This is a genomic window from Neorhizobium sp. DAR64860/K0K1, assembly GCF_050500205.1.
Taxonomy (GTDB): domain Bacteria; phylum Pseudomonadota; class Alphaproteobacteria; order Rhizobiales; family Rhizobiaceae; genus Neorhizobium; species Neorhizobium soli.
Genome location: NZ_CP191459.1, coordinates 2,807,261 through 2,826,834, shown reverse-complemented (window position 1 = coordinate 2,826,834; position 19,574 = coordinate 2,807,261). Strand labels below are relative to the sequence as shown.

Annotated in this window: 13 protein-coding genes and 1 tRNA gene; 12 read left to right on the top strand and 2 right to left on the bottom strand. The window is 58.8% G+C overall.

The genetic code is table 11. The features are described from left to right. Nucleotides 1-16: 16 nt before the first annotated feature. The 9 genes from ACQY1J_RS18250 to ACQY1J_RS18210 all read left to right on the top strand — a co-directional run bounded on the left by ACQY1J_RS18250 (nucleotide 17) and on the right by ACQY1J_RS18210 (nucleotide 5,950). A complete protein-coding gene (locus tag ACQY1J_RS18250) occupies nucleotides 17-448 on the top strand; it encodes a DUF2948 family protein (protein ID WP_174195606.1) in 432 nt (143 codons plus the stop codon). A gap of 42 nt (nucleotides 449-490) precedes the next feature. Beyond that, nucleotides 491-1,804: a histidinol dehydrogenase gene (gene hisD, locus ACQY1J_RS18245; RefSeq protein ID WP_430250504.1), complete on the top strand. Its 1,314-nt coding sequence runs from the start codon at nucleotides 491-493 to the stop codon at nucleotides 1,802-1,804. Nucleotides 1,805-1,806: 2 nt separating this feature from the next. Continuing rightward, the gene (locus tag ACQY1J_RS18240) at nucleotides 1,807-2,280 is read left to right on the top strand and encodes a UPF0262 family protein (protein ID WP_062453857.1); all 474 of its coding nucleotides are present in this window, start codon (nucleotides 1,807-1,809) and stop codon (nucleotides 2,278-2,280) included. A gap of 68 nt (nucleotides 2,281-2,348) precedes the next feature. Continuing rightward, a complete protein-coding gene (locus ACQY1J_RS18235) occupies nucleotides 2,349-2,780 on the top strand; it encodes a low molecular weight phosphatase family protein (protein ID WP_209903656.1) in 432 nt (143 codons plus the stop codon). A gap of 129 nt (nucleotides 2,781-2,909) precedes the next feature. After that, nucleotides 2,910-3,128 (top strand): translation initiation factor IF-1, encoded by a 219-nt coding sequence (gene infA / locus ACQY1J_RS18230; protein WP_062453856.1) that lies wholly within the window; start codon nucleotides 2,910-2,912, stop codon nucleotides 3,126-3,128. Between the two features lie 28 nt (nucleotides 3,129-3,156). Then, a complete protein-coding gene (locus ACQY1J_RS18225; RefSeq protein ID WP_430250503.1) occupies nucleotides 3,157-3,777 on the top strand; it encodes a Maf-like protein in 621 nt (206 codons plus the stop codon). A gap of 21 nt (nucleotides 3,778-3,798) precedes the next feature. Next, nucleotides 3,799-4,017: a DNA gyrase inhibitor YacG gene (gene yacG / locus ACQY1J_RS18220; RefSeq protein ID WP_430250502.1), complete on the top strand. Its 219-nt coding sequence runs from the start codon at nucleotides 3,799-3,801 to the stop codon at nucleotides 4,015-4,017. 181 nt (nucleotides 4,018-4,198) lie between these two features. Then, nucleotides 4,199-4,274 (top strand) — tRNA-Phe (locus ACQY1J_RS18215). Between the two features lie 320 nt (nucleotides 4,275-4,594). Next, the gene (locus ACQY1J_RS18210) at nucleotides 4,595-5,950 is read left to right on the top strand and encodes a pilus assembly protein TadG-related protein (protein ID WP_062453853.1); all 1,356 of its coding nucleotides are present in this window, start codon (nucleotides 4,595-4,597) and stop codon (nucleotides 5,948-5,950) included. Between the two features lie 52 nt (nucleotides 5,951-6,002). Here ACQY1J_RS18210 and pbpC read toward each other — a convergent pair whose 3' ends face one another. Together pbpC and ACQY1J_RS18200 are read right to left on the bottom strand one after the other, a co-directional pair. After that, nucleotides 6,003-8,084 carry a penicillin-binding protein 1C gene (gene pbpC, locus ACQY1J_RS18205; RefSeq protein WP_430250501.1) on the bottom strand — a complete coding sequence of 694 codons (2,082 nt, stop codon included), beginning with the start codon at nucleotides 8,082-8,084 and terminating at the stop codon, nucleotides 6,003-6,005. A 94-nt stretch (nucleotides 8,085-8,178) separates the two neighbouring features. Then, a complete protein-coding gene (locus tag ACQY1J_RS18200; RefSeq protein ID WP_430250500.1) occupies nucleotides 8,179-13,644 on the bottom strand; it encodes an alpha-2-macroglobulin family protein in 5,466 nt (1,821 codons plus the stop codon). A 1,384-nt stretch (nucleotides 13,645-15,028) separates the two neighbouring features. On the opposite strand from ACQY1J_RS18200, the gene ACQY1J_RS18195 reads away from it, so the two are divergent. The 3 genes from ACQY1J_RS18195 to ACQY1J_RS18185 all read left to right on the top strand — a co-directional run bounded on the left by ACQY1J_RS18195 (nucleotide 15,029) and on the right by ACQY1J_RS18185 (nucleotide 19,288). After that, nucleotides 15,029-15,757, top strand: coding sequence for a CatB-related O-acetyltransferase (locus ACQY1J_RS18195; protein ID WP_430241024.1), 729 nt, complete (start codon nucleotides 15,029-15,031; stop codon nucleotides 15,755-15,757). Between the two features lie 107 nt (nucleotides 15,758-15,864). Continuing rightward, entirely contained in the window at nucleotides 15,865-18,063 is a 2,199-nt protein-coding gene (locus ACQY1J_RS18190) for a glycosyltransferase (protein ID WP_430250499.1), read from the top strand. A 151-nt stretch (nucleotides 18,064-18,214) separates the two neighbouring features. Beyond that, on the top strand, nucleotides 18,215-19,288 hold the full coding sequence (locus tag ACQY1J_RS18185) for a capsular polysaccharide biosynthesis protein (RefSeq protein WP_430251986.1): 1,074 nt from the start codon (nucleotides 18,215-18,217) through the stop codon (nucleotides 19,286-19,288). Nucleotides 19,289-19,574 lie beyond the last annotated feature (286 nt).

Here is a 19,574-nt window from a genome sequence, read left to right as displayed (position 1 = left end):
AACGGAATGGACGCGCATGACCGAGCTCAAGCTTCTGGCTCTCGATACCGACGATCTGGGGATCGTGTCTGCCCATATGCAGGATGCGGTGTTCAAGCTGTCCGACGTGCAGTGGTCGGCGTCGGAAAAGATATTCTCGCTGGCTGCCAACAGGTTTGATTGGGAAAAGGCCGGCGAGAAGAAAAAGGGGTTCGAGCGGCACCGTGCAGCGCTCGTCCTCAAGCGCGTGGAAGCGGTCCGTTCGACCGGTATCGACCGCAACCGCAAGGACGATGTCCTGTCGCTTCTCGCCGTGCGCTTCATGGCCAAGGGCGAGGGGCCTGATGGCACCGTGGAACTGATGCTTTCCGGCGGCGGCACCATTGCTCTCGATGTCGAATGCATCGAAGTTGCTCTTGCAGATATCGGCGGCGCATGGGAAACCGCAACGAGGCCGCGCCATCCTTGACCGGCCTTGTGATCATGGCATGGAACGGGAAGGAATATCCGCTTGGCACTCTGGCTTGAGCAGACAGCACCGGACTTCGAGACACGCTTTTCCGCTTTTCTTTCGACCAAGCGGGAAGTCTCCGAGGATGTGAACGCCGTCGTGAACGCCATCATCGATGACGTGCGCGCCCGCGGCGACGCGGCACTTGTCGACTATTCAAAACGCTTCGACGGCATCGATCTTGCCGCGACCGGCATCCGCGTGACCGATGAGGAGGTCGACAAGGCCTTCGCCGAAACGGACCGCAAGGTGATCGACGCGCTGAAGTTCGCAGCCGAGCGGATCGAAAAGCATCATGCCCGCCAGATGCCGAAGGACGATATCTACGAAGACGCGATCGGCGTCGGCCTCGGCTCCCGCTGGACAGCGATCGAAGCCGTCGGTCTCTACGTACCGGGCGGCACGGCATCCTATCCAAGCTCCGTGCTGATGAATGCGGTGCCGGCAAAGGTTGCCGGCGTGCCGCGCGTCGTCATGGTCGTGCCGGCCGGTGGCGGCAGCATCAACCCGGCCGTCCTTGCCGCGGCGCGCATCTCGGGCGTTACGGAAATCTACCGCGTCGGCGGTGCGCAGGCCGTAGCAGCGCTTGCCTATGGTACCGATACGATTGCGCCGGTCGCCAAGATCGTCGGTCCCGGCAACGCGTATGTGGCGGCCGCCAAGCGCCAGGTCTTCGGCATCGTCGGCATCGACATGATCGCCGGCCCATCTGAAGTGCTGATCCTGGCCGACAAGGACAACGACCCCGACTGGATCGCCGCCGACCTTCTGGCGCAGGCCGAACACGATGCCGGTGCCCAGTCGATCCTGATCACCGACGATGCCGAATTCGGAAAATCGGTCGAGGCAGCCGTCGAGCGACAATTGAAGACACTGTCGCGCGCAGAAACGGCCGCCGCGAGCTGGCGCGATTTCGGCGCTGTGATCCTGGTCGAGAATTTCGAAGCCGCGTTGCCGCTGGCAAACCGCATTGCCGCCGAACATTTGGAATTGGCCGTTGCCGATCCGGATGCGCTCATGGCCGGCATCCGCAATGCCGGCGCCATCTTCATCGGTCGCCACACGCCTGAAGTCATCGGCGACTATGTCGGCGGTTCCAACCACGTTCTGCCGACGGCGCGCTCGGCACGCTTTTCGTCCGGCCTCGGTGTGCTCGATTTCGTCAAGCGCACCTCGATCCTCAGGCTCGGACCCGATCAGCTGCGGCAACTGGCGCCGGCCGCCATCACGCTCGCCCATTCGGAAGGGCTCGATGCACACGCCCGTTCGGTCGCCATCCGCATGAACGCCCATCCTCCGCAAGACGAGGGCTAGGGATGGGACAAGGGCACTTCCGGCTCTCGGATGTCGTCCTCGACGACTCGATCGGGCGCTCGACGCCCGATGTCGAACATGAGCGGGCAGTTGCCATCTTCGACCTTGTCGAGGAAAACGCCTTCGAGCCGGTCGGCCATGCAGGCGGCCCCTACACGTTGAAGCTTTCGCTGGTCGAGGCAAAGCTGATGCTCACCATCACGGGCGAAGCGGGCGAGGGGGTTGCGGTCCACATCCTGTCGCTGACGCCGTTCCGGCGGATCATCAAGGATTACTTCATGATCTGCGAAAGCTATTACGAGGCGATCAAGACCTCCACGCCATCGCGCATCGAGGCGATCGACATGGGCCGCCGCGGCATTCACAACGAGGGCTCGCAAACCCTGATGGATCGTCTCGACGGCAAGATCCGCATCGACTTCGATACCGCAAGACGGCTGTTCACGCTCGTCTGCGTGCTCTACTGGCGCGGCTGAAGACCATGGCGGCCGATGACGAACCGACAAGGAAGCAGACGATCGGCATTCCGACCGCGATCCTCTTCATGTGCGGTTTCAACTCCATCCGTTCGCCGATGGCGGAGGCCATTGCAAAAAGCCTGCTGCAGCCCGATATCTACATCCAGTCGGCGGGTGTCCGTTCCGGCGAGCACGATCCCTTCGTCGATGTCGTTCTGGAAGAGGTGGGCCTTTCGCTCAACCGCAACCGGCAGCACAAGCCGCGGACGATGGATGACCTTGAGGATGATTTCTTCGATTTGATAGTGACGCTGACGCCGGAGGCCCATCACGTGGCGCTGGAACTCACCCGTTCGAACGCCGTCGATGTGGTCTATTGGCCGACCATGGATCCGACGGCTGCGACCGGCACGCGCGAGCAGGTTCTCGACGCTTATCGCGAGGTGCGAGAGCATCTGTGGAAGCTGATTGACCGACGGATGAGGCCCATTCGCAGGCCACCTCCGGCAGGCGATTGACGGTCTTCAAGAATCGCTGTCAAGCGAGGTTCACAAACCGGACGCGATTGTGTAGTTTCCGCGCAAATTTCGAGGCGGCTGATCAGATTTCGGCCTGCCCGACCTTCAACACAGAAAGAAAACCAATACATGGCTAAAGAAGAAGTTCTTGAATTCCCGGGCATTGTCGTCGAACTGTTGCCGAACGCGACCTTTCGCGTGAAGCTCGAGAACGAACACGAAATCATCGCCCACACCGCGGGCCGCATGCGCAAGAACCGTATCCGCGTTCTGGCAGGCGACAAGGTTCTTGTCGAAATGACCCCTTACGACCTGACCAAGGGTCGCATCACCTACCGCTTCAAGTAAGAATTTCTCGCGGCAAAGACGGGTCCCCATGGCGATCGAACAAAAGCTCATCCTGGCCTCAGGCTCGCCGCGTCGTCTCGATCTTCTCAATCAGGTCGGCATCGAACCGGCCCGGCTGATGCCGATGGATATTGACGAGACACCTAAGCGGGTGGAGCATCCGCGTTCGCTTGCGCGTCGTCTTTCGACGGAAAAGGCGGAAGCCGCCTTCGCCGCCGTCAACAACGATCCCGCCTGGCGCCACAGCTATATCTTGTCTGCCGATACGGTCGTGGCGGTTGGACGCCGCATCCTGGAAAAGACTGACTATACGCAGGACGCAAGTGCTGCCCTGCATCTTCTGTCGGGCCGCGGCCACTGGGTCTATACCGGCATCTGTCTCGTTACCCCCGGCGGCCAGTTCCGCCAGAAGGTGGTTGAGACCAAGGTGCGCTTCAAGCGACTGTCGACCCGCGAGATCGAGAACTATATCGCATCGGGCCAGTGGCGGGGAAAAGCCGGCGCCTACGCGATCCAAGGCATCGCCGGCGCCTTCGTGCAGAAACTCGTCGGCTCCTATACCAATGTCGTCGGCCTGCCGCTTCATGAAGTGACGGGCCTGCTGGCTGGCGAAGGCTTTGACGTCGCCGGTGCATGGCCAGAAGGCTGAAGGCTGAACAGGAGGCCTGATATGGCGGAAACTTCCAAAACTGACATCACCACAGGCGGCAAGGTGGAGCCTTTGCGCAAGGCAAGGCCCTGTCCCGAATGCAGCCGCCCTTCCGCGCGCGAACACTATCCCTTCTGCTCGGACCGCTGCCGCAATCTGGATCTCTCCCGCTGGCTGCAGGGCAGCTACACCATCCCCGTGGCCGACGATGAACGCAAAGCCGACAACTACGAGGACTAGATCCTCGTCCGGTTCGGCCTTTGATTTCGCTCATGAAATCAGGTTTTTCACAAACCTTTCAAAAAAGTCGTCCGGGGTGCTGGACATGGCCGAACAAGATGTTATAACCCCGCTCGCTTCCCGGGGATACAAACCCCGGCCGGTCAACCAAGGACCGGAACGGCTTGCATAAAGCCCGGATGCCCGGATAGCTCAGTTGGTAGAGCAGCGGATTGAAAATCCGCGTGTCGGTGGTTCAAATCCGCCTCCGGGCACCATTTTTTATCAAGAAAATGCCTCTGTTGATCGAGTCCAGTTGAAGGCGATTTTTCTCGTCTTTGCAGATCCGGGCATCTCTACCACTCACCTGTTGTTCGTCAAAAACGCTACTCCACAAGGGTCGGCCGACTTCTTTGGTGAGCGGCCTCCCGTTCCCCACCACTGGCCACGAGACCAGGCGCCGCAAAAACACGTTTCGTTAACAATTTCAATTAGCTACTTTAGTAACAAACATTTGAAACGGTGGGAGCTGATCGAATGCTCTGATCGAACTGCAGCATGATGCCGCTATAAAAAACTAAAAGGCAGATTGCGGTTTATGCTTGCAAAATTGAGGTCTATTTTTTCCTGCACCCGGGGCAATTTCGGCGTGCTCACCGGCCTTATCATGGTTCCTTTGATCGGTAGTGTCGGATTGGCAATCGATTTCGGACGCGCCTTGGAGGCAAAATCCTATCTCGATGCCGCTGCGGATGCTGCGGTACTTGCTGCTGTCTCCGAAAAGTCCGCAGCGGTCGCAAAAGCCATGAAAATGGCCGAGGACGGTACTGTCGCCATCGCGGACACCGAAGCCAAGAAAATCTTCAAATCTCAGTTGTCGGCCAGATATGGGGACAACATGGAAGGTTTGTCGAGCCTGCTGATCGACGTCAAGCTGGAGCTGGTAAAGTCCGACGGCGTCGTCACATCGAGACTGAAATACGCCGCCACTCTACCCACGACCTTTACGCGGATCCTCGGCAATGACGAGATGGCGATTTCGGGGCAAGCGACCGCAGCCTACCTGATACCGAGTTTTCTGGATTTCTACATGCTGCTGGACAACACGCCATCGATGGGGGTCGGCGCGACTGCCGACGACGTGGCGAAACTGGAAGCTGCAACGAAGAATGGATCGGATGGGAAAGGCAAGGACGCCAACTGCGCTTTTGCATGCCACATCGTTTCGACGAGCGGTGTCGCCGACAAAAACAGCTATTACTATCTCGCCAAAGAAGTTGGCGCGACCATCCGCATCGACGTTGTCGCGGAGGCGGTCTCCGCGCTCATGACAACGGCGCAGGAGACTCAGACCGTTTCAGGCCAATTCAAGATCGGTGCCTATACGTTCGGACAAACCTCTGCCGATGCCCAGTTATACACCGTTTCCGAGCCGACGAGCAATTTCACCTCAGTGGCAAAGGCCACGAAGATGATTGAGCTGATGAGCGTTCCGAGCCATTCGTCGCCGAACGGGCAGACCGACTACAATGAAATACTGTCCAAGATCGGCCAAAAGATCAAAACCGTCGGTGACGGGAGCAGTTCGGCGGATAGACAGCCAATCGTTTTCCTTGTCGCGGACGGCGTTGGAGACGCATACCGTTCCGATTGTACAAAGAAGCTCTCATCATCCAACGGCGATCGCTGCATGGAGCCGTTGAATGCCAGTCATTGCAACGCCCTGAAGGCGCGCGGAATAAAGGTCGCAGTCCTGTACACGACCTATTTGCCTCTGCCCAAAGACGGTTTCTACAAGAAGTGGATCGCACCCTTTCAGAAGGAAATTCCGACGCAGATGCAATCTTGCGCCACGGAAGGCTACTATTTCGAGGTCAGTCCGACCGATGGCATAAGCGAGGCAATGGATGTCTTGTTTCGCAAGATCGTGGGCCGTGTACGGCTGACAAGCTGACGGGCCTGATCATTTCGATCTCGGTCCGGTTCACTCCTGGCCTAACCCGCCCTCACTCCACGAACACCCGCACGGTTGCAGCCCGGCCGGCGGAATCGATCACCGTCAGTGTCGAGAAGCCCGCGCCTTCGGGTAACCAGTTGTTGGTGCGGCGGCGGGAAAGATCGGTGAGGGGTTTTCCGTTGGCCAGCCAGCGGAACGGCGGGCGCCCGCCCTGCAGCTTCAGCACCAGCGGCGAGATCTCGCCGGTTTGGGCGCCGAGATCCACTTTAGCGCCCTCGGGAGGATAGACGATCTGCGGAGCGGCCTCGTGGGTCGAGGCGCTGATCAGGCCGCTTGCCGTCATCGAGAAGCGCCGCTGACCGATCGGCAGGTCGGATTGCGCCAGCCGTGATGTGGCGGGCGGGGGCGAGGGATGGGGCGTGATCGCTACGCCGGAGCGGGCGAAGGCCTCAAACAGGATCGGCGCCGCTGTCTGGTAGCCGGCAATGCCCGGCACCGCACCATTGTCCGGCCGCCCGACCCAGACACCCAGGACATGCCGTCCGTCATAACCCACCGACCAGGCGTCGCGGTATCCGTAACTCGTGCCGGTCTTGTAGGCGATGCCGAGGCGGCGGCTTCCGGTTGGCGGCAGCACATCCGAAAGGATGTCGGTGACGTTCCAGATCGCCTGAGGCTCCAGCAATGGCTCGCTGTCCAGACGTGCCGCGATGGTGTCGATGCCGTTGCCGAGCCGAACGGGCTGGCCACCGTTGGCCAGAGCGGCATAGGCCTGAACCAGATCCTTTAGCGTGATGCCGACCCCGCCAAGCCCGATCGCAAGGCCCGGCGCCTCGTTCGGGGGAAGCACCGGTTGTACCGCGGCCCGTCTGAACCGGATCATCAGACGCGACGGGCCGACGGCATCGAGCAGTCGGATCGCCGGAACGTTGAGCGACAGCTGCAAGGCCTGGCGCACCGTGACATCGCCCTGATAGCTCATGTCGAAATTCTTCGGCCGATAGCCGAAGAAATCCGCCGGCCGATCCTCGATCATCGTTTCTTGCGCCACCAACCCCTGTTCGAAGGCAAGTCCGTAGATGAAGGGCTTCAGGGTCGACCCCGGCGACCGCAGCACCCGTGTCATGTCGATCCAGCCGGCGCGGCTGGCATCGAAATAGTCGGCCGAACCGACCTGGGCGACAATTTCGCCCGTCACTGCATCCGCCATCACCATGGCGAGCGATGCTTTCGGTTCGAGCTTCGCCGAAGCTTCCCTCGCGACCTCTTCCAGCTTCTGCTGAATGCCGCGTTTCAACGTGCTCTGGTATCGCGGCACCCCGGGCTGCTTACGGATTGCGGCTTCCGCCATATGCGCGGCGAGCGCCGGCAATTGCAGTCTGCGCCGGGGGAGGCCGTCATGGGATGCCCGTTCCGCTTCCCCTTCACCCGTCAGCGACGCCACGGCAGGCCTTGAGAGAACGCCTTGACGGGCCCGCATGGCCAATTGCGGATGCCGGTCCGGCCTTCGCGTTTCGGGCGATTGCGGCAGGGCGACGAGCAGAGCGGCTTCCGCGACCGTCAGTCTCCCCGGCTCCTTGCCGAAATAGGCAAGACTTGCAGCCCTCACGCCTTCCAGATTTCCGCCATAGGGCGCGTAGGTGAGGTAGAGCTCAAGGATCTCCTGCTTGTCGAGGCGGCGCTCGATCTGGATGGCGCGGGCGATCTGCAGGAGCTTTGCCGAAAATGACCGGGCTTCCCTGGGCTCGATCAGTCGCGCGACCTGCATGGATAGCGTCGAGGCGCCGGAAACGATCCGCCCGTTGACGAGAAGCTGGAACGCGGCGCGGCCCATCGCTTTCAGGTCAATGCCGCCATGCTGGTAAAACCGCTGGTCCTCATAGGCGACAAGCATTTTCAGGAACCGCGGATCGACATCCGCGATCGAGGTCTTCAGACGCCAGCGGCTTTCGGATGTGGCAAATGCACGGAGCAGCAGCCCGTCGGCGTCCAGCACCTCTGCCGATACGGTTTGCGCCTTGTCGAGCGGCGGCGGATAGGCGCGGTCTGCAGCGTCAAGCCCGATCGCCAGCCCCCCTGCGAGAGCGACGCAAAGACCAAGAGCCAACGAATACGTCCATCTGCGTCTCATGGTCTTCTTGTCGTCCTGACGCTGACTGCCTCGACTTCGCTCCGTGCAAAATGCCGCCCGTTGAGGAGGGCGGCAGACACCTGCCTGTCGTCTCTCACGGTGCCGCCACAACCTCCATCTTGCCCATCGCCGTCCTTGCGGAAAGCTGCGGGCGGTACATGTCATCCACCTGTGCCGCCGGATGATCGTAGGTGCCGGGTGTCACGGCGCGCACCACATAGGCGAGCGTGATCTTGCGGTTGTCACCTTCTGCGCGGTTGAAGGCTGCAACGAAACGGTCGTTGCGGAACTCCGTATGGGCGGCCTGCACCTCTTCGATCCAGTCGAAATTGGCAAGGTTGGCGCTGTTGACGATGCTCGGATTGTCGATCTCGAAACCTGCCGGCAGGAGATCGGTCACGACGATGCGAGACGGCCAGTCGTTTGTCTCCGTGACGTTGAGAACGACGACATAACGCGTGTTCTGCTGCGCCGTGCTGACATTCGCCTCCTCGCCGTCCATCGTGTAGTAGGTGCGGGTTATCTCGAAACCATCGCCGCCGGCGGCAAGTGGCTGTGCCGGGGCCGCAACCGTGGTGATGGCCGCAGACAGCTTATCCTTGCTGTCGTTGCGCACCGTCAGCGGATGGTCGAGCAGCACGTCGCCCGCGATCTGCGACATCAGCGTACCGATGTGGGCAGCACCGTTGACACTGAGACGCAGGCCCTCATCGCCGTTCTGCAGGGCCCGGGCCGCCAGCAGCATCCAGGCCTGTTCCTGCGTGCTGGTATGCTTCTTCGCCGCCCATTCCTTGGCAACGACATTGGCAAGTGCCGGCACGATCGGCGGCACCGGCCGGCTTTCGGCGGCGAGCGCCAGAACCGCTGCCCCGTCGCGCAGCGAGGAGCCATAGTCCGAACGGCTAAGGCTGACTTTCGCGATCTGCGCCTGTTCCGACATCTGCAGCGCATCGTTGAAGATGGAGCGCGAACGCTGGGCATCGCCGTAGAGCGAAAGTGCTGCGGCGATATGCGCCTTGGCAAGCGGTGTCGGGAAGTCGCCGAGCATCGTATCGGCATAATAGCGCAGGTCGCTGATCGCAGCCTTGCGGTTGCGCGCCAGCACATAGAGCGCATAGGCAATCTGATTGCCCTGGTCGGCGACGTTGGTCGTGTAGGCCAGAGTGTTCTGCAGGTTTTCAAGCGCCTGGACGAGGGGCTTTTCAGGCACGTCGAAACCCTGTTCGCGAGCCCGCGACAGGAAGTCGGTGATATAGGCGTCCAGCCAGAGATCGGTGCCCGCACCATCAGGTCCCCAAAGCCCGAAACTGCCAGCCGATGCCTGGAAGGAGAGCGCTCGGAAGATCGCATCCTGCACGCGCTTCTTGACCTCGGCATCATCGGCAAGCCCGTTCTGAACTGCCATCTGGCTCAGATAGAGAAGCGGAAGTGCCCGGCTTGTCGTCTGCTCGGCGCAGCCGTAGGGATAGCGGTCGAGGCTCATCAGCAGCGCCGGAATATCGAACGCGTTGGAGCGGCTGACATTGACGCTGACCGAGGCGCCCTGAAGCACGCTGTCGGCAAGAAGGTTGGAATCCACCGTTACGCTTGCGCCGGGCTTCAGATCCACCAGCCGGCGCTCCGTCACCGGCATGGCCGCCGGGCGAACCGGGATGTTGAGAACCTGATCGACCGACAGGCCGGAAGCATTCGAGACCCGGATCGAAACAGTGCCGTCGCCGGGACCGATTCCCACCAGCGGCAGCGTCACACTCGTTTTTCCGCCGGCCGCCAGTTCGACCGGCTTGATCGCGCTCTGGCCGACCGCAACCGGGTCGTTTGTCGTAATGCCGAGATCATAGGTGCCGGCGGGTCCGTCGGTGTTGACAATGTCCAGTCTGAGGTTGCTGTCGTCTCCCGGCGCAAGAAAGCGCGGCAGGCTGGCGGTCACGACGATCGGATCGCGGATGATGACGTCTTTCACCCCATGACCGACCCCGGATTTCGACCAGGCGACGGCCATGACGCGGGCAGTACCGTTGAACTGGGGAATGTCGAAGGAGACATTCGCCTTGCCTTCTGCATCCAGCTTCACCGGCCCCGAGAAGAAAGCGACCAGCTTTTCCTTCGGCGGGCTCGCCTGCAGCGCGATGCTGCCACCATCGCCGCCGGTGCGCAGCCGTCCCGTGGCACCGAGCGAGCCATCGATCAGCCGGCCGTAGATGTCACGGATTTCGAGCCCGAGACGGCGCTGGCCGAAATACCAGTCGTCCGGCGCCGGTGGCGCGTAGCGGGTAAGATTGAGAATGCCGACATCGACGGCTGCAATCGTCACATAGGCATCTTCGTTGGCGCCGGCACCGTTTACGGCCACGGAGATATCCAATGGCTGGCGCGGCAAGGTTTTATCCGGTGCCGTGATCGCGACCGCGAGATCGCGCGCTTCCGGATCGACCTTCAGCCAGGTCACGCCGATCGCCCGCATCGGCATACGGTTTTCACGCGCCGCACCCGGGCGGTAGAGCGTCGCGGTCACGTAGGAACCGGCTCCCCATTCGGCCGTGACCGGGATCTCGATCTCTCCGCCGGTCTCTGAAAGGCTCGCCGTCTTCACCGCAATCAGCTGCTCGGAGCCTGCGAAGATCATCAGTTCGCCGGCATAACGCGAGGAAATCTTGAGCTTGGCTGTGTCGCCGACCTTGTAGCTCGGCTTGTCGAGGGCGATTTCCAGCGCGTCCGGCGTCTCGGTCGACGTGGCGGTCACGAACCAGCCGGCATCGAACTCGGTGCTTGAGGCAGGGCCGCCGGCATCGACCGTCTCGACTTCCAGGCGGTAACGGCCCCAAGCGACCGGAACCGAAATCCGGCCGCCGTCGGCAGTTACGTCGACGCTGCCATTGGCGACCTGCTTGGTGCGGGTGATCGGCTCATAGCGCCAGGAACTCCCCTCGCGATACCACTGATAGTCCTGCTCGACCTTGACCAGCTTCCAGGCCAAGCCTTTCGCGGCCTGCTTTGCTCCGGTCTCGTCCACGAGGATGACGTTGAAACTGCCGACCGCGCCCTCGGGCAGGTCACCTGAAAACTCCGGCTTGATGCCGATCCGCGGTCCATCCGCCTTGACGGGTAGCGACAGTGTCCGCTCGATGGCACGGCCACCGGTTTCCTGCATGCGCACGACGATATCGGCATTGATCAGCTTGGTGGTCGAGGGAAGCTCCGCGACATCAGCCGCAAACGATGCCTTGCCGTCTTCATCGGTATCGTCGAGGGCCTCGAGCGGAATGCGGACGGTTTCCGCCTGTTCCTCGTCTGCAAGGCCGAACTGGTAGCCCGGGAAGGCAGCGTTTTCGCGGGTCGGCTTGAGGGCGATCTCGCCTTCCAGGCCAAGTCCCGCCGCCGGTGCGCCATAGAGGAAACGTCCGTCAATCTCGACCGTAGCGGGTTCGCCGACCACGATTTCCTTCGCCGCGCTGGTCATGTCGAACTCGATGCGATCGGGCACGAAATCATCGACCAGAAACGTCTTTTCGCCGATCGCCGAGCCTTTGGGATCGGTAAAGACCTGCATTGTCCAGGTCCCGCGCATGGACGTGTCCTGCAGCGCGAGATCGAGCGTATAGCCACCGAGCGCGCCTGTTTTCACCACGCGGCGATCCTCAACGCCGTCAGGGCGCAGGAAGACGAAGGTGAGCGGCAGGTTGTCGATCGCGGTCGCATCCACATTGCGGGCAAGGGCGCTTGCATGCACCGTCTCGCCCGGCCGGTATATGCCGCGTTCCGTCCAGGGCAAGAGATCGATCGCGCCGGGTGCCGGCCGGCCGGTCACGCCGCGATCGGAGAGATCGAAACCGGCGCGGGTCATGTCGAGAAACACGTAGTCCTGGCCGCTGTTTTGCGCCGTCAGCACCGCCGGCACCATGGCCGCCGTCCCGCGCATCAGGCCGGCCGTAAACGTGGCACGGCCATCGCCATCGGTCTTTGCGGTACCGAGCACTTCGTTATTCTTGGCAAGAAGCTGCAGATCGACGCCGGCAATCGGCTTGGCCGAACCGAGCGAGCGGGCAAACACACTGAGGCCGTCGGTGCCGGCATATGTGGTCAGCCCGATATCGGAAACGACGAACCATTGGGTCGCCTTGTTATCCCACTCCTGCGAAATGGCGTTGGCGGCCGATGCGGTCAGCACATAGACGCCGGGCTTGCGGTTCGGCAGCGCCTCGTCGACCGGGAAACTGGTTGCCACATCCTTGTTGAGTTCGCGGTTGGTTTCGGGCCCAAGATCGATCGTGCCCTGCCAGACGAGTTCGCCGTTTTCCTGCTCGATGCGGTCGGCGGTGTAACCGCTCATCTGGGTCAAAAATTCCGAATCCGTCAAAAGCGGCGCGATATTGCGGTCGCCGATCCGGTAGAGCTTGAGAGCGGCCTTTTCGGTATTCACCGAGACGATCGGAATGCCACGCCGGGCCGTGGATGGCAGCACGAAACTGTCGCCGGTAAACCGCACCGTAGGCGAACGATCCTTCACGTAGAGGTCGAGATCGACCTGCGCTGGAAGCGGTTCATCGACGGAGGAGGGAAGGCCGCGCCGCAGCGACAGCTTGTAACGCTGGCCGTGGGTCAGACCCTCGACGCAGATCTGGCTGTCCTTTGCCTCCATCGCCTTCGGCGCCTTGCCATCCAGCGTGACGAAGGGCGCATAGTCGACGCCGGCCTTCACCAGAGGATCGGAAAACTGAACGCAGGCGCGCGGAGTGGCGCTGTCTGCATCGACCGTGTTGCCGGTCACGCGAAACCCGTGACGCTCGCGAAGGTCGTTATAGGAAGCCTGCACCATGCGGGCGCTGACGAGCGCGAGGCTCTGCTTGTAGGCGGAAATCGCCTGGCGGTAAGCCTGCTGCTTGGCAAGCGCTGCGCCAAGAACGGCAAGCGCATCGGCTCTTGCCTGGGTCGTTCGGGTCAGAAGATAGCCGTTGATGGCGCCAAGCGTTGCATCGCCGTCTGCAGAGCTGTTGCCGTTGGCAGTGGAGGCGGCGCGGGCAAATTCGATCCAGAGCGCGCCATCTTCAGGTGTGAGCGAGAGGGCACCCTTGTAATTATAGATCGCGTTATCGAACCGGCCTGCGAGAAGTTCGGCCTGCGCGTCGGTCTTCAGTCTTTCGACATCCCGGCCCTGCTGGTTGTCACCAAGCGTCAGGCCATCCTTCTGCTCGCGGGCCTGCTGAAGCAGTTCTTCCGTCAGAAAGGAGAGCCGTGGCGCCGCTCCGATATCCGGCTCTGCCGCCACTTCGACGATCTTGCCGGCAACCGCGCCTATAAACGGATTGAGCTGAGCGTGGTCGGTTTTGAGGAAGCACCACTTGGCTTTGACATTATAGGTAAAGGCGCGGCACTGGTTGTCGCCGATACAGGCGGTTTCGCACTGACCCTGGCTGACATTCTTGACGGTCCGCAGATCAAAACCCGAATAGTCCCCATCCGCCGTGGTCTCTATCCGCCGCTCCGCCGCAGTCAGAGGCAGCGCCAGAACGAGAGACGAAAACAACAATGCGGAAAGTCCGAAGATCGCGCGCCTAGACATCAAAAGTCCCCCCGGTGGCTGCCGTTCGGGGTCTGTTGTCGGATGGCAGCGGACAGTTGTCAACGGAGGTGGAGGCAACGAGCAGTGGCCATTCGCCGACGTTATGACGCGTCTCTCACCATCACGATTTGGAATTGGGTTCTTTTGCCCAAGGCCACGGATCTATAATGACGAAGCTGAGTGATCGGATTGGCTATCGCAAAGATAATCTCTTGTACGGAGAACGTGAGTTGACTCTCAGACTACCAAATATGCAGACCGTCGCCGGTTGCAGCGCCGGACTACTCCTAAGCTTCTTTCCCGCCGCAGTGTGTCCCTCGCGGCTCGCGCCTGTCTAGAAAGCGTCATATAGATCGGGATACCTAAGTTTCTGAAATGGTATAATCATCTAGTGCAACAGGCGTCTTGCATCGGTCGCAGCCACCTAGTCACGGTTCGTCCCTTGCCTTAAACATGGACAAGCAATTAAAAAACAAACGAGTTCGTCAGAGATCACTCATTTGAAATTGTGACAGACATTTTGGAGCTGGTTTTTGGATATCCCGATGATAGTTGCAAGTTTGGAAACGGCGAGAGAAGGGTCGCGCCTTTTGGACCGCCAAATTGCGGAAGCGATTGGATGGCGGCGCGAGATACGCGAAGACCGCGATCCCCAAGGCCGGATCATTGAGCGCGGTATCTGGTTTGAGCCGACTTCCGGAAAAGCTGGAACTATACCAAACTACACTGGAGATCTTGAGGCAGCGCATTCCCTCGCGAAATTCGTTGCCCCGGAAAGCACGGGAGGCTGTAGTTGGGAAGACGGTGCAGCAAGTGCCCGGATTGGCTCCGGCCCGTACAGCCAAGCTCGAACACCGGCCATGGCACTAAGTTGCGCTGCTCTGAAATTTCTATTTCAGACTTCGTAGCCATCGGCGCTACGTCACATCTCGCTGTCGTATTTCTGTATCAAAACTATCATAGACGCTTCCTAGGACTGATATAGGTTTAGGCTTGAATATGCGCGTCGAAAGCGTTGTCGATCTCCTCCGTGAAGCAAGTCTCGGATCGAGGCCACTTGATGCGATGGTTGCGCAGGCAATCGGTTGGCGGAAGATTGACAGGCTGATAAGGGATGAGCGGACTGGAGAGGTTCGGGATAAAACTCTTTGGCTTATACCAAACTCCAATGATCCCGGGCGGTTACCACTTTACACTTCCAACATCGAAGCTGCTTATCTGCTTGTACAGCAGGTTCGGTCATCTGCAGTGAGCGGGTTCTCGTGGCAGGACAAGTCGGCGACAGCGCAAGTGGGAGAAGGAGGCCCGAGGGTGACCGCGGCGACGCCGGCCTTGGCGATCTGTCTTGCGGCCTTGATGACGGTTGCTTCGGAGGCCGTACGAAATGAGCATTAAGCGCGTCGAATTTGGCGCTCGGTTTACCGCCGACGAGCTAAAAAGCTTTGGCCTAGACCTTGAGTTCAGTCCGAAAAGCCAATTTCAATTCGGAAACTCCTATGAAGTCCCTTGCCAGGTCAAAACCTCGATGAGGGACGTTCTCTCCGTCGGGGCGTTTTCGTACATCAATGGCAAAGGACGGTTCACCAATGTCCGAATTGGTCGATACTGCTCTATCGCCGAAGGTGTAGAGATTGGCTATCCGGAGCATCCCACGAATTGGCTCAGTACGTCGCCTGTCCAATATCTTCGCCCAAATTGGGCAACCGTTGTAGGTGATTGGAAGCGTATGGCACATACGACAATCAAAGAAACCGTTATCCAGCACGACGTATGGGTTGGTGTTGGGGCGTTCATTCGCACAGGCGTCACCGTGGGTACAGGATCGATCATCGGTGCCCACGCGGTCGTGACCAAAGACGTTCCACCGTATTCCATCGTCGCCGGCAATCCGGGCCGGTTGGTCCGTAAGCGGTTTGAACCTGAGTTGATAGATGAAATGTTGGAGACCCGGTGGTGGGAGTACTCGCCAGCGCAGCTCGATGGCTGCCCCTTCGATCACCCTGTTGCGGCAATAGGTTTCGTCAGACAGCTGCGAATGCTTGACGAGCCCATCTACCAGCCCAGACGACTGTTGATCGCAGCAAACGGAGCCACTCTGACGGAACCGCAATAATCATGCGCGTCCGTGCTGCTGAAGCTGGATCTAGTGTCACAATACAGTCATCGAACATGCATTAAGTCAGGAGGTATGCAATCTAGGTTCAGGGGGCGGTGCAACAAATGAATAACGACAGCTACGTCAACGTTGTATTTGCAACAGACGAGGAGTATCTGCCGATTACTGCGGTTGCGATGACGTCCCTAGCTGCAAACTATAAAGACGCCCGCAGACTTCGGGTGTTTGTTCTAGTCGACAGGCCGATGCCGGAAGACGACGCAAATCGCTTTAGCTGCATTGCCGAGCGGTTCGATATCGAGATCTATCCACTTTTGGTCTCGGCCGAGGACTTCTCAGCAGTCCGGACGAGCCGCGGCATCTCAGCCGCCACGTATTTTCGGCTAGGAATGCACCTCGTCTTGCCGAGTGATCTGGAGAAAGTCGTGTATCTCGACTCCGACATGATCATTTTGGGTAATATCGCTGAGGTTTTTGATACTGTCCTAGACGACAGAACGCTATTTGCAGGAGCGGAGGACTATAATAGCGTCGCACATCGCAAATCCTACAAGACCCCGCCAACGTCTGTAAATCTGAACGCTGGCGTTCTCGTTTGCAATATCAAAGCCATCCGCGCGATGGACTTTCTCGAAGAGGTATCTGCGTATATCGAGCAAAATCGGTATCTGATATTCCATGGCGATCAGCAGATCCTGAACTACCTATTCGCTGGAAGAATGAAATACATCCACATTCGGTGGAACATGCATGGGCAGCTGTTTGAGCCCGACTGGGTCGCTTCCAACTTGAGTGGTCGCGCATTGATTAGTCCCGAAGACGCTGCTGAGGGCCGTAAGTCGCCCAGCATCATCCACTACAACGGCGCCATGAAGCCCTGGAATGGTGGGGCTCATCCGAGGCGGCGTGACTGGTATCGGTTTGCCAGACTTTCAACATACAATGATATATTTTTCGAGCCGAGCTGGCCGATTTCCAAAACAAAGAGCCGGAGGACGCGCTCGATATCAAACAAGATTTACCGAACGCTTTGGCTCGACAAACTTTCACAGGCCTTGACTGAGGGTTATAGAGCCAAGGGTACACGTACCTGGTTAGACAGAAACGTGAAGGGCGGAAAGCTGTGGAAACAGAAGCCCTTTGACGAACTGCGTGTTCTTTCAGAAAAGCAGTCTCTCATCCAGATGCACACCTTCCTGACGATGCGCGGGCTACTGAGGCGGGACAAAAAGTTTTCTGCCGCCGATTTCGTTCGCAGTATCCCGCGAAATGCCAAAGTCTATGCTAATGCCCCTAACGACGATCTGGAGGGCGGCTTTCACGAGAATATAAAGCTCATTTTCCAGACGCCGAATGTAGGCATGAAAGTCCTCCCCTACGAGGCCGACTTCTCACTTGTGCTGCACATGGCGATCCGAACATCTGGTTTCTGGGATGCCTTGCTGACCGGAAGTTTCGACCGGGAAATCGTCTTCGGCGAAGCCGCTTTCTTTGGAGCTTACGCTGGGTATTTCGACAAGGAAGCGCCGACCGTCGGCAGGCGACCATTCGGTTATATTCTTGATGATCTTTGCTACTACTACGATGCCCGACAGCCATCGCGACTCGAACTCAAACTGAACGATAACGCCTATCGTTTGAGCGATGCAGAAATCGACCGCGCCAAAAGGTTGATAAAGCGCATCAGAACCGAGAGTCTGACCAAATACAACCGAAACTCAGGCAAGGGGCGGGAAATCGTTCTGGAGCCGGGAAGCGTTGTCGCAATCGATCAGACCCCGCATGACGCTTCGATCAGATTCGGTGGCGCCGAGAAGCGTACGATTACCGACATGGTTGCTGCCGCTGTCCGAGAGAATCCTGGAGCAACAGTGTATTTCAAGCGCCATCCCGACAACGTAAAAACCGACCGCAATATTCTTCCCTCGACTGCACGTGTAAAAATCCTCCCAGATGATGCCGACATCACGCAGGTGCTGGACCAGTGCGCAATCGTCTACGTGGTCGCATCTCAGGTGGGCTTCGAGGCGCTCCTACGCGGCAAGAAAGTCGTAACATTTGGAATGCCCTTCTACTCGGGCTGGGGCCTGACCGATGACCGCCAGGCGATTGCCCGGCGTACCCAGACGAGAACCGCCGAAGAGCTGTTTCACGCGGCATGCATCGATATGTCTGTCTACGTGGATCCCGTGTCTCAGAGATTGATTGAAATCGAAGATGCCTTTGATTTAGTTCAGTCTCTTCGGAGGTCTGAAATTGGCGTTGATACGCAATCCGATTTTGCGCGGGCGGCGGCTGAATAGCGCCGTGCAGTGGCCCGCCGCACCACATGGAGTGGCCATGATATCGCCAGAAATTTGCGAGGCTTCCGTGTCGACTGTTGTTGAGCCAAAATTGCAGCCAAGACGCCTTTTACGGCTTCTCCTCCGTTATCCATTTGTCGTCGCTTCAAGCATGTACGAGAGGGTATTGAAACGCCAAGCGCGGCCCCCGTTATATGTGTTCGGGTTCAGCCGTTGGAAAACGTTCATACGTGATTGGTTTCCCGACAACGATGTTATTTTCGCACCAACAAAAATCAATTCGCTCGAATTTTTCTTGTACTGGCGTTGGCTCATTCTTCGACATTCCCGGGCCGAAGTTCTTACCTGGCAGTACAATGGCCCCAAACCGCTCAAGGGCTTTTGCTTGAAATACGGCATCTCTTTTTCGCACGTTGAGGACGGCTTCATCCGATCCCTTAACTTAGGTGCGCTTCGCGTCCCGCCTCTGTCTCTGGCATTTGACCGGCAGGACATGTATTTTGCCGCAGCCACCCCAACAGATCTTGAGGGTATCCTCGCGTCGTATGACTTCGATGCGGATCCCGACCTCATGATGCGGGCGCGCTCGGCAATTTCTCAAATGCTGGACGGAGGATTGAGCAAATACAATTCAGGCGCTTCCGTAAATGTTGAAACGATCTACGGACCAAAGACAGCGAAACGTGTTCTGGTCGTTGGCCAAGTCGAGCGTGATGCATCGATCGCTTACGGTTGCTCGAAGCCATTTACAAACAACGATCTCGTCAGGTTGGCAAGACTGGAAAATCCGGACGCCGACATAATCTACAAGCCGCATCCCGAGGTACTCAACGGGATTGCGCCGGTCGGATCCAACTTGAATGAAGTACGCGGCCTTGCCAATATTCTGACGCAAGATGTAAGTTTGTCCGATAGTTTTCACACGATCGACCACGTCTATACCATTACCTCGTTGTCAGGCTTTGAGGCACTTCTGCGCGGCATTGAAGTGACGACTGTAGGCTGTCCTTTCTACGCTGGATGGGGCCTGACGGATGACCGTCAACCGAATGGGAGGCGGACGCGGAAACTCTCAGTCGAACAAATATTTGCCGCAGCCTATATTTTGTATCCAAAATATTTCGACCCGAGCACAAAAAGCTATATCGAGATCGAGGATGCCCTTCGTTTGCTCCTCAGAATGCGCTCTTCTGCTCAGCGAGAGACGTGTCAATTCGTCAAATGAAACCGCTTCCAATTCTCTGAATCACAAATTGTCCATCGCAGGGCCGTGTGCGCTATACGCACTGTATTTCGTCAAAGCAAATAGTGTCTATTTTACCACTGCCCCCGACACGCGCACGAGCTGTAAACACATCGGTCGCGTTTTCCGGTCTCTCGAACCAATTGAATTTCCACAAACCATCGGGAACAGATCGAAGCATATGCCTGGAAGAACTCCCAGGGTCTCCGCGTAGGTCGTACTTGGCGATGAATCGAGATCTAGGAACTAAGTCACGTCTCAGTCCCTA

Excerpts from the sequence above, each read along its gene's own strand:
- ACQY1J_RS18250 (WP_174195606.1), top strand. The coding sequence starts at position 17 with ATGACCGAGCTCAAGCTTCTGGCTCTCGATACCGACGATCTGGGGATC.
- ACQY1J_RS18240 (WP_062453857.1), top strand. The coding sequence starts at position 1,807 with ATGGGACAAGGGCACTTCCGGCTCTCGGATGTCGTCCTCGACGACTCG.
- ACQY1J_RS18235 (WP_209903656.1), top strand. The coding sequence starts at position 2,349 with ATGTGCGGTTTCAACTCCATCCGTTCGCCGATGGCGGAGGCCATTGCA.
- infA (WP_062453856.1), top strand. The coding sequence starts at position 2,910 with ATGGCTAAAGAAGAAGTTCTTGAATTCCCGGGCATTGTCGTCGAACTG.
- ACQY1J_RS18225 (WP_430250503.1), top strand. The coding sequence starts at position 3,157 with ATGGCGATCGAACAAAAGCTCATCCTGGCCTCAGGCTCGCCGCGTCGT.
- yacG (WP_430250502.1), top strand. The coding sequence starts at position 3,799 with ATGGCGGAAACTTCCAAAACTGACATCACCACAGGCGGCAAGGTGGAG.
- ACQY1J_RS18210 (WP_062453853.1), top strand. The coding sequence starts at position 4,595 with ATGCTTGCAAAATTGAGGTCTATTTTTTCCTGCACCCGGGGCAATTTC.
- pbpC (WP_430250501.1), bottom strand. The coding sequence starts at position 8,084 with ATGAGACGCAGATGGACGTATTCGTTGGCTCTTGGTCTTTGCGTCGCT.
- ACQY1J_RS18200 (WP_430250500.1), bottom strand. The coding sequence starts at position 13,644 with ATGTCTAGGCGCGCGATCTTCGGACTTTCCGCATTGTTGTTTTCGTCT.
- ACQY1J_RS18195 (WP_430241024.1), top strand. The coding sequence starts at position 15,029 with ATGAGCATTAAGCGCGTCGAATTTGGCGCTCGGTTTACCGCCGACGAG.
- ACQY1J_RS18190 (WP_430250499.1), top strand. The coding sequence starts at position 15,865 with ATGAATAACGACAGCTACGTCAACGTTGTATTTGCAACAGACGAGGAG.
- ACQY1J_RS18185 (WP_430251986.1), top strand. The coding sequence starts at position 18,215 with ATGTACGAGAGGGTATTGAAACGCCAAGCGCGGCCCCCGTTATATGTG.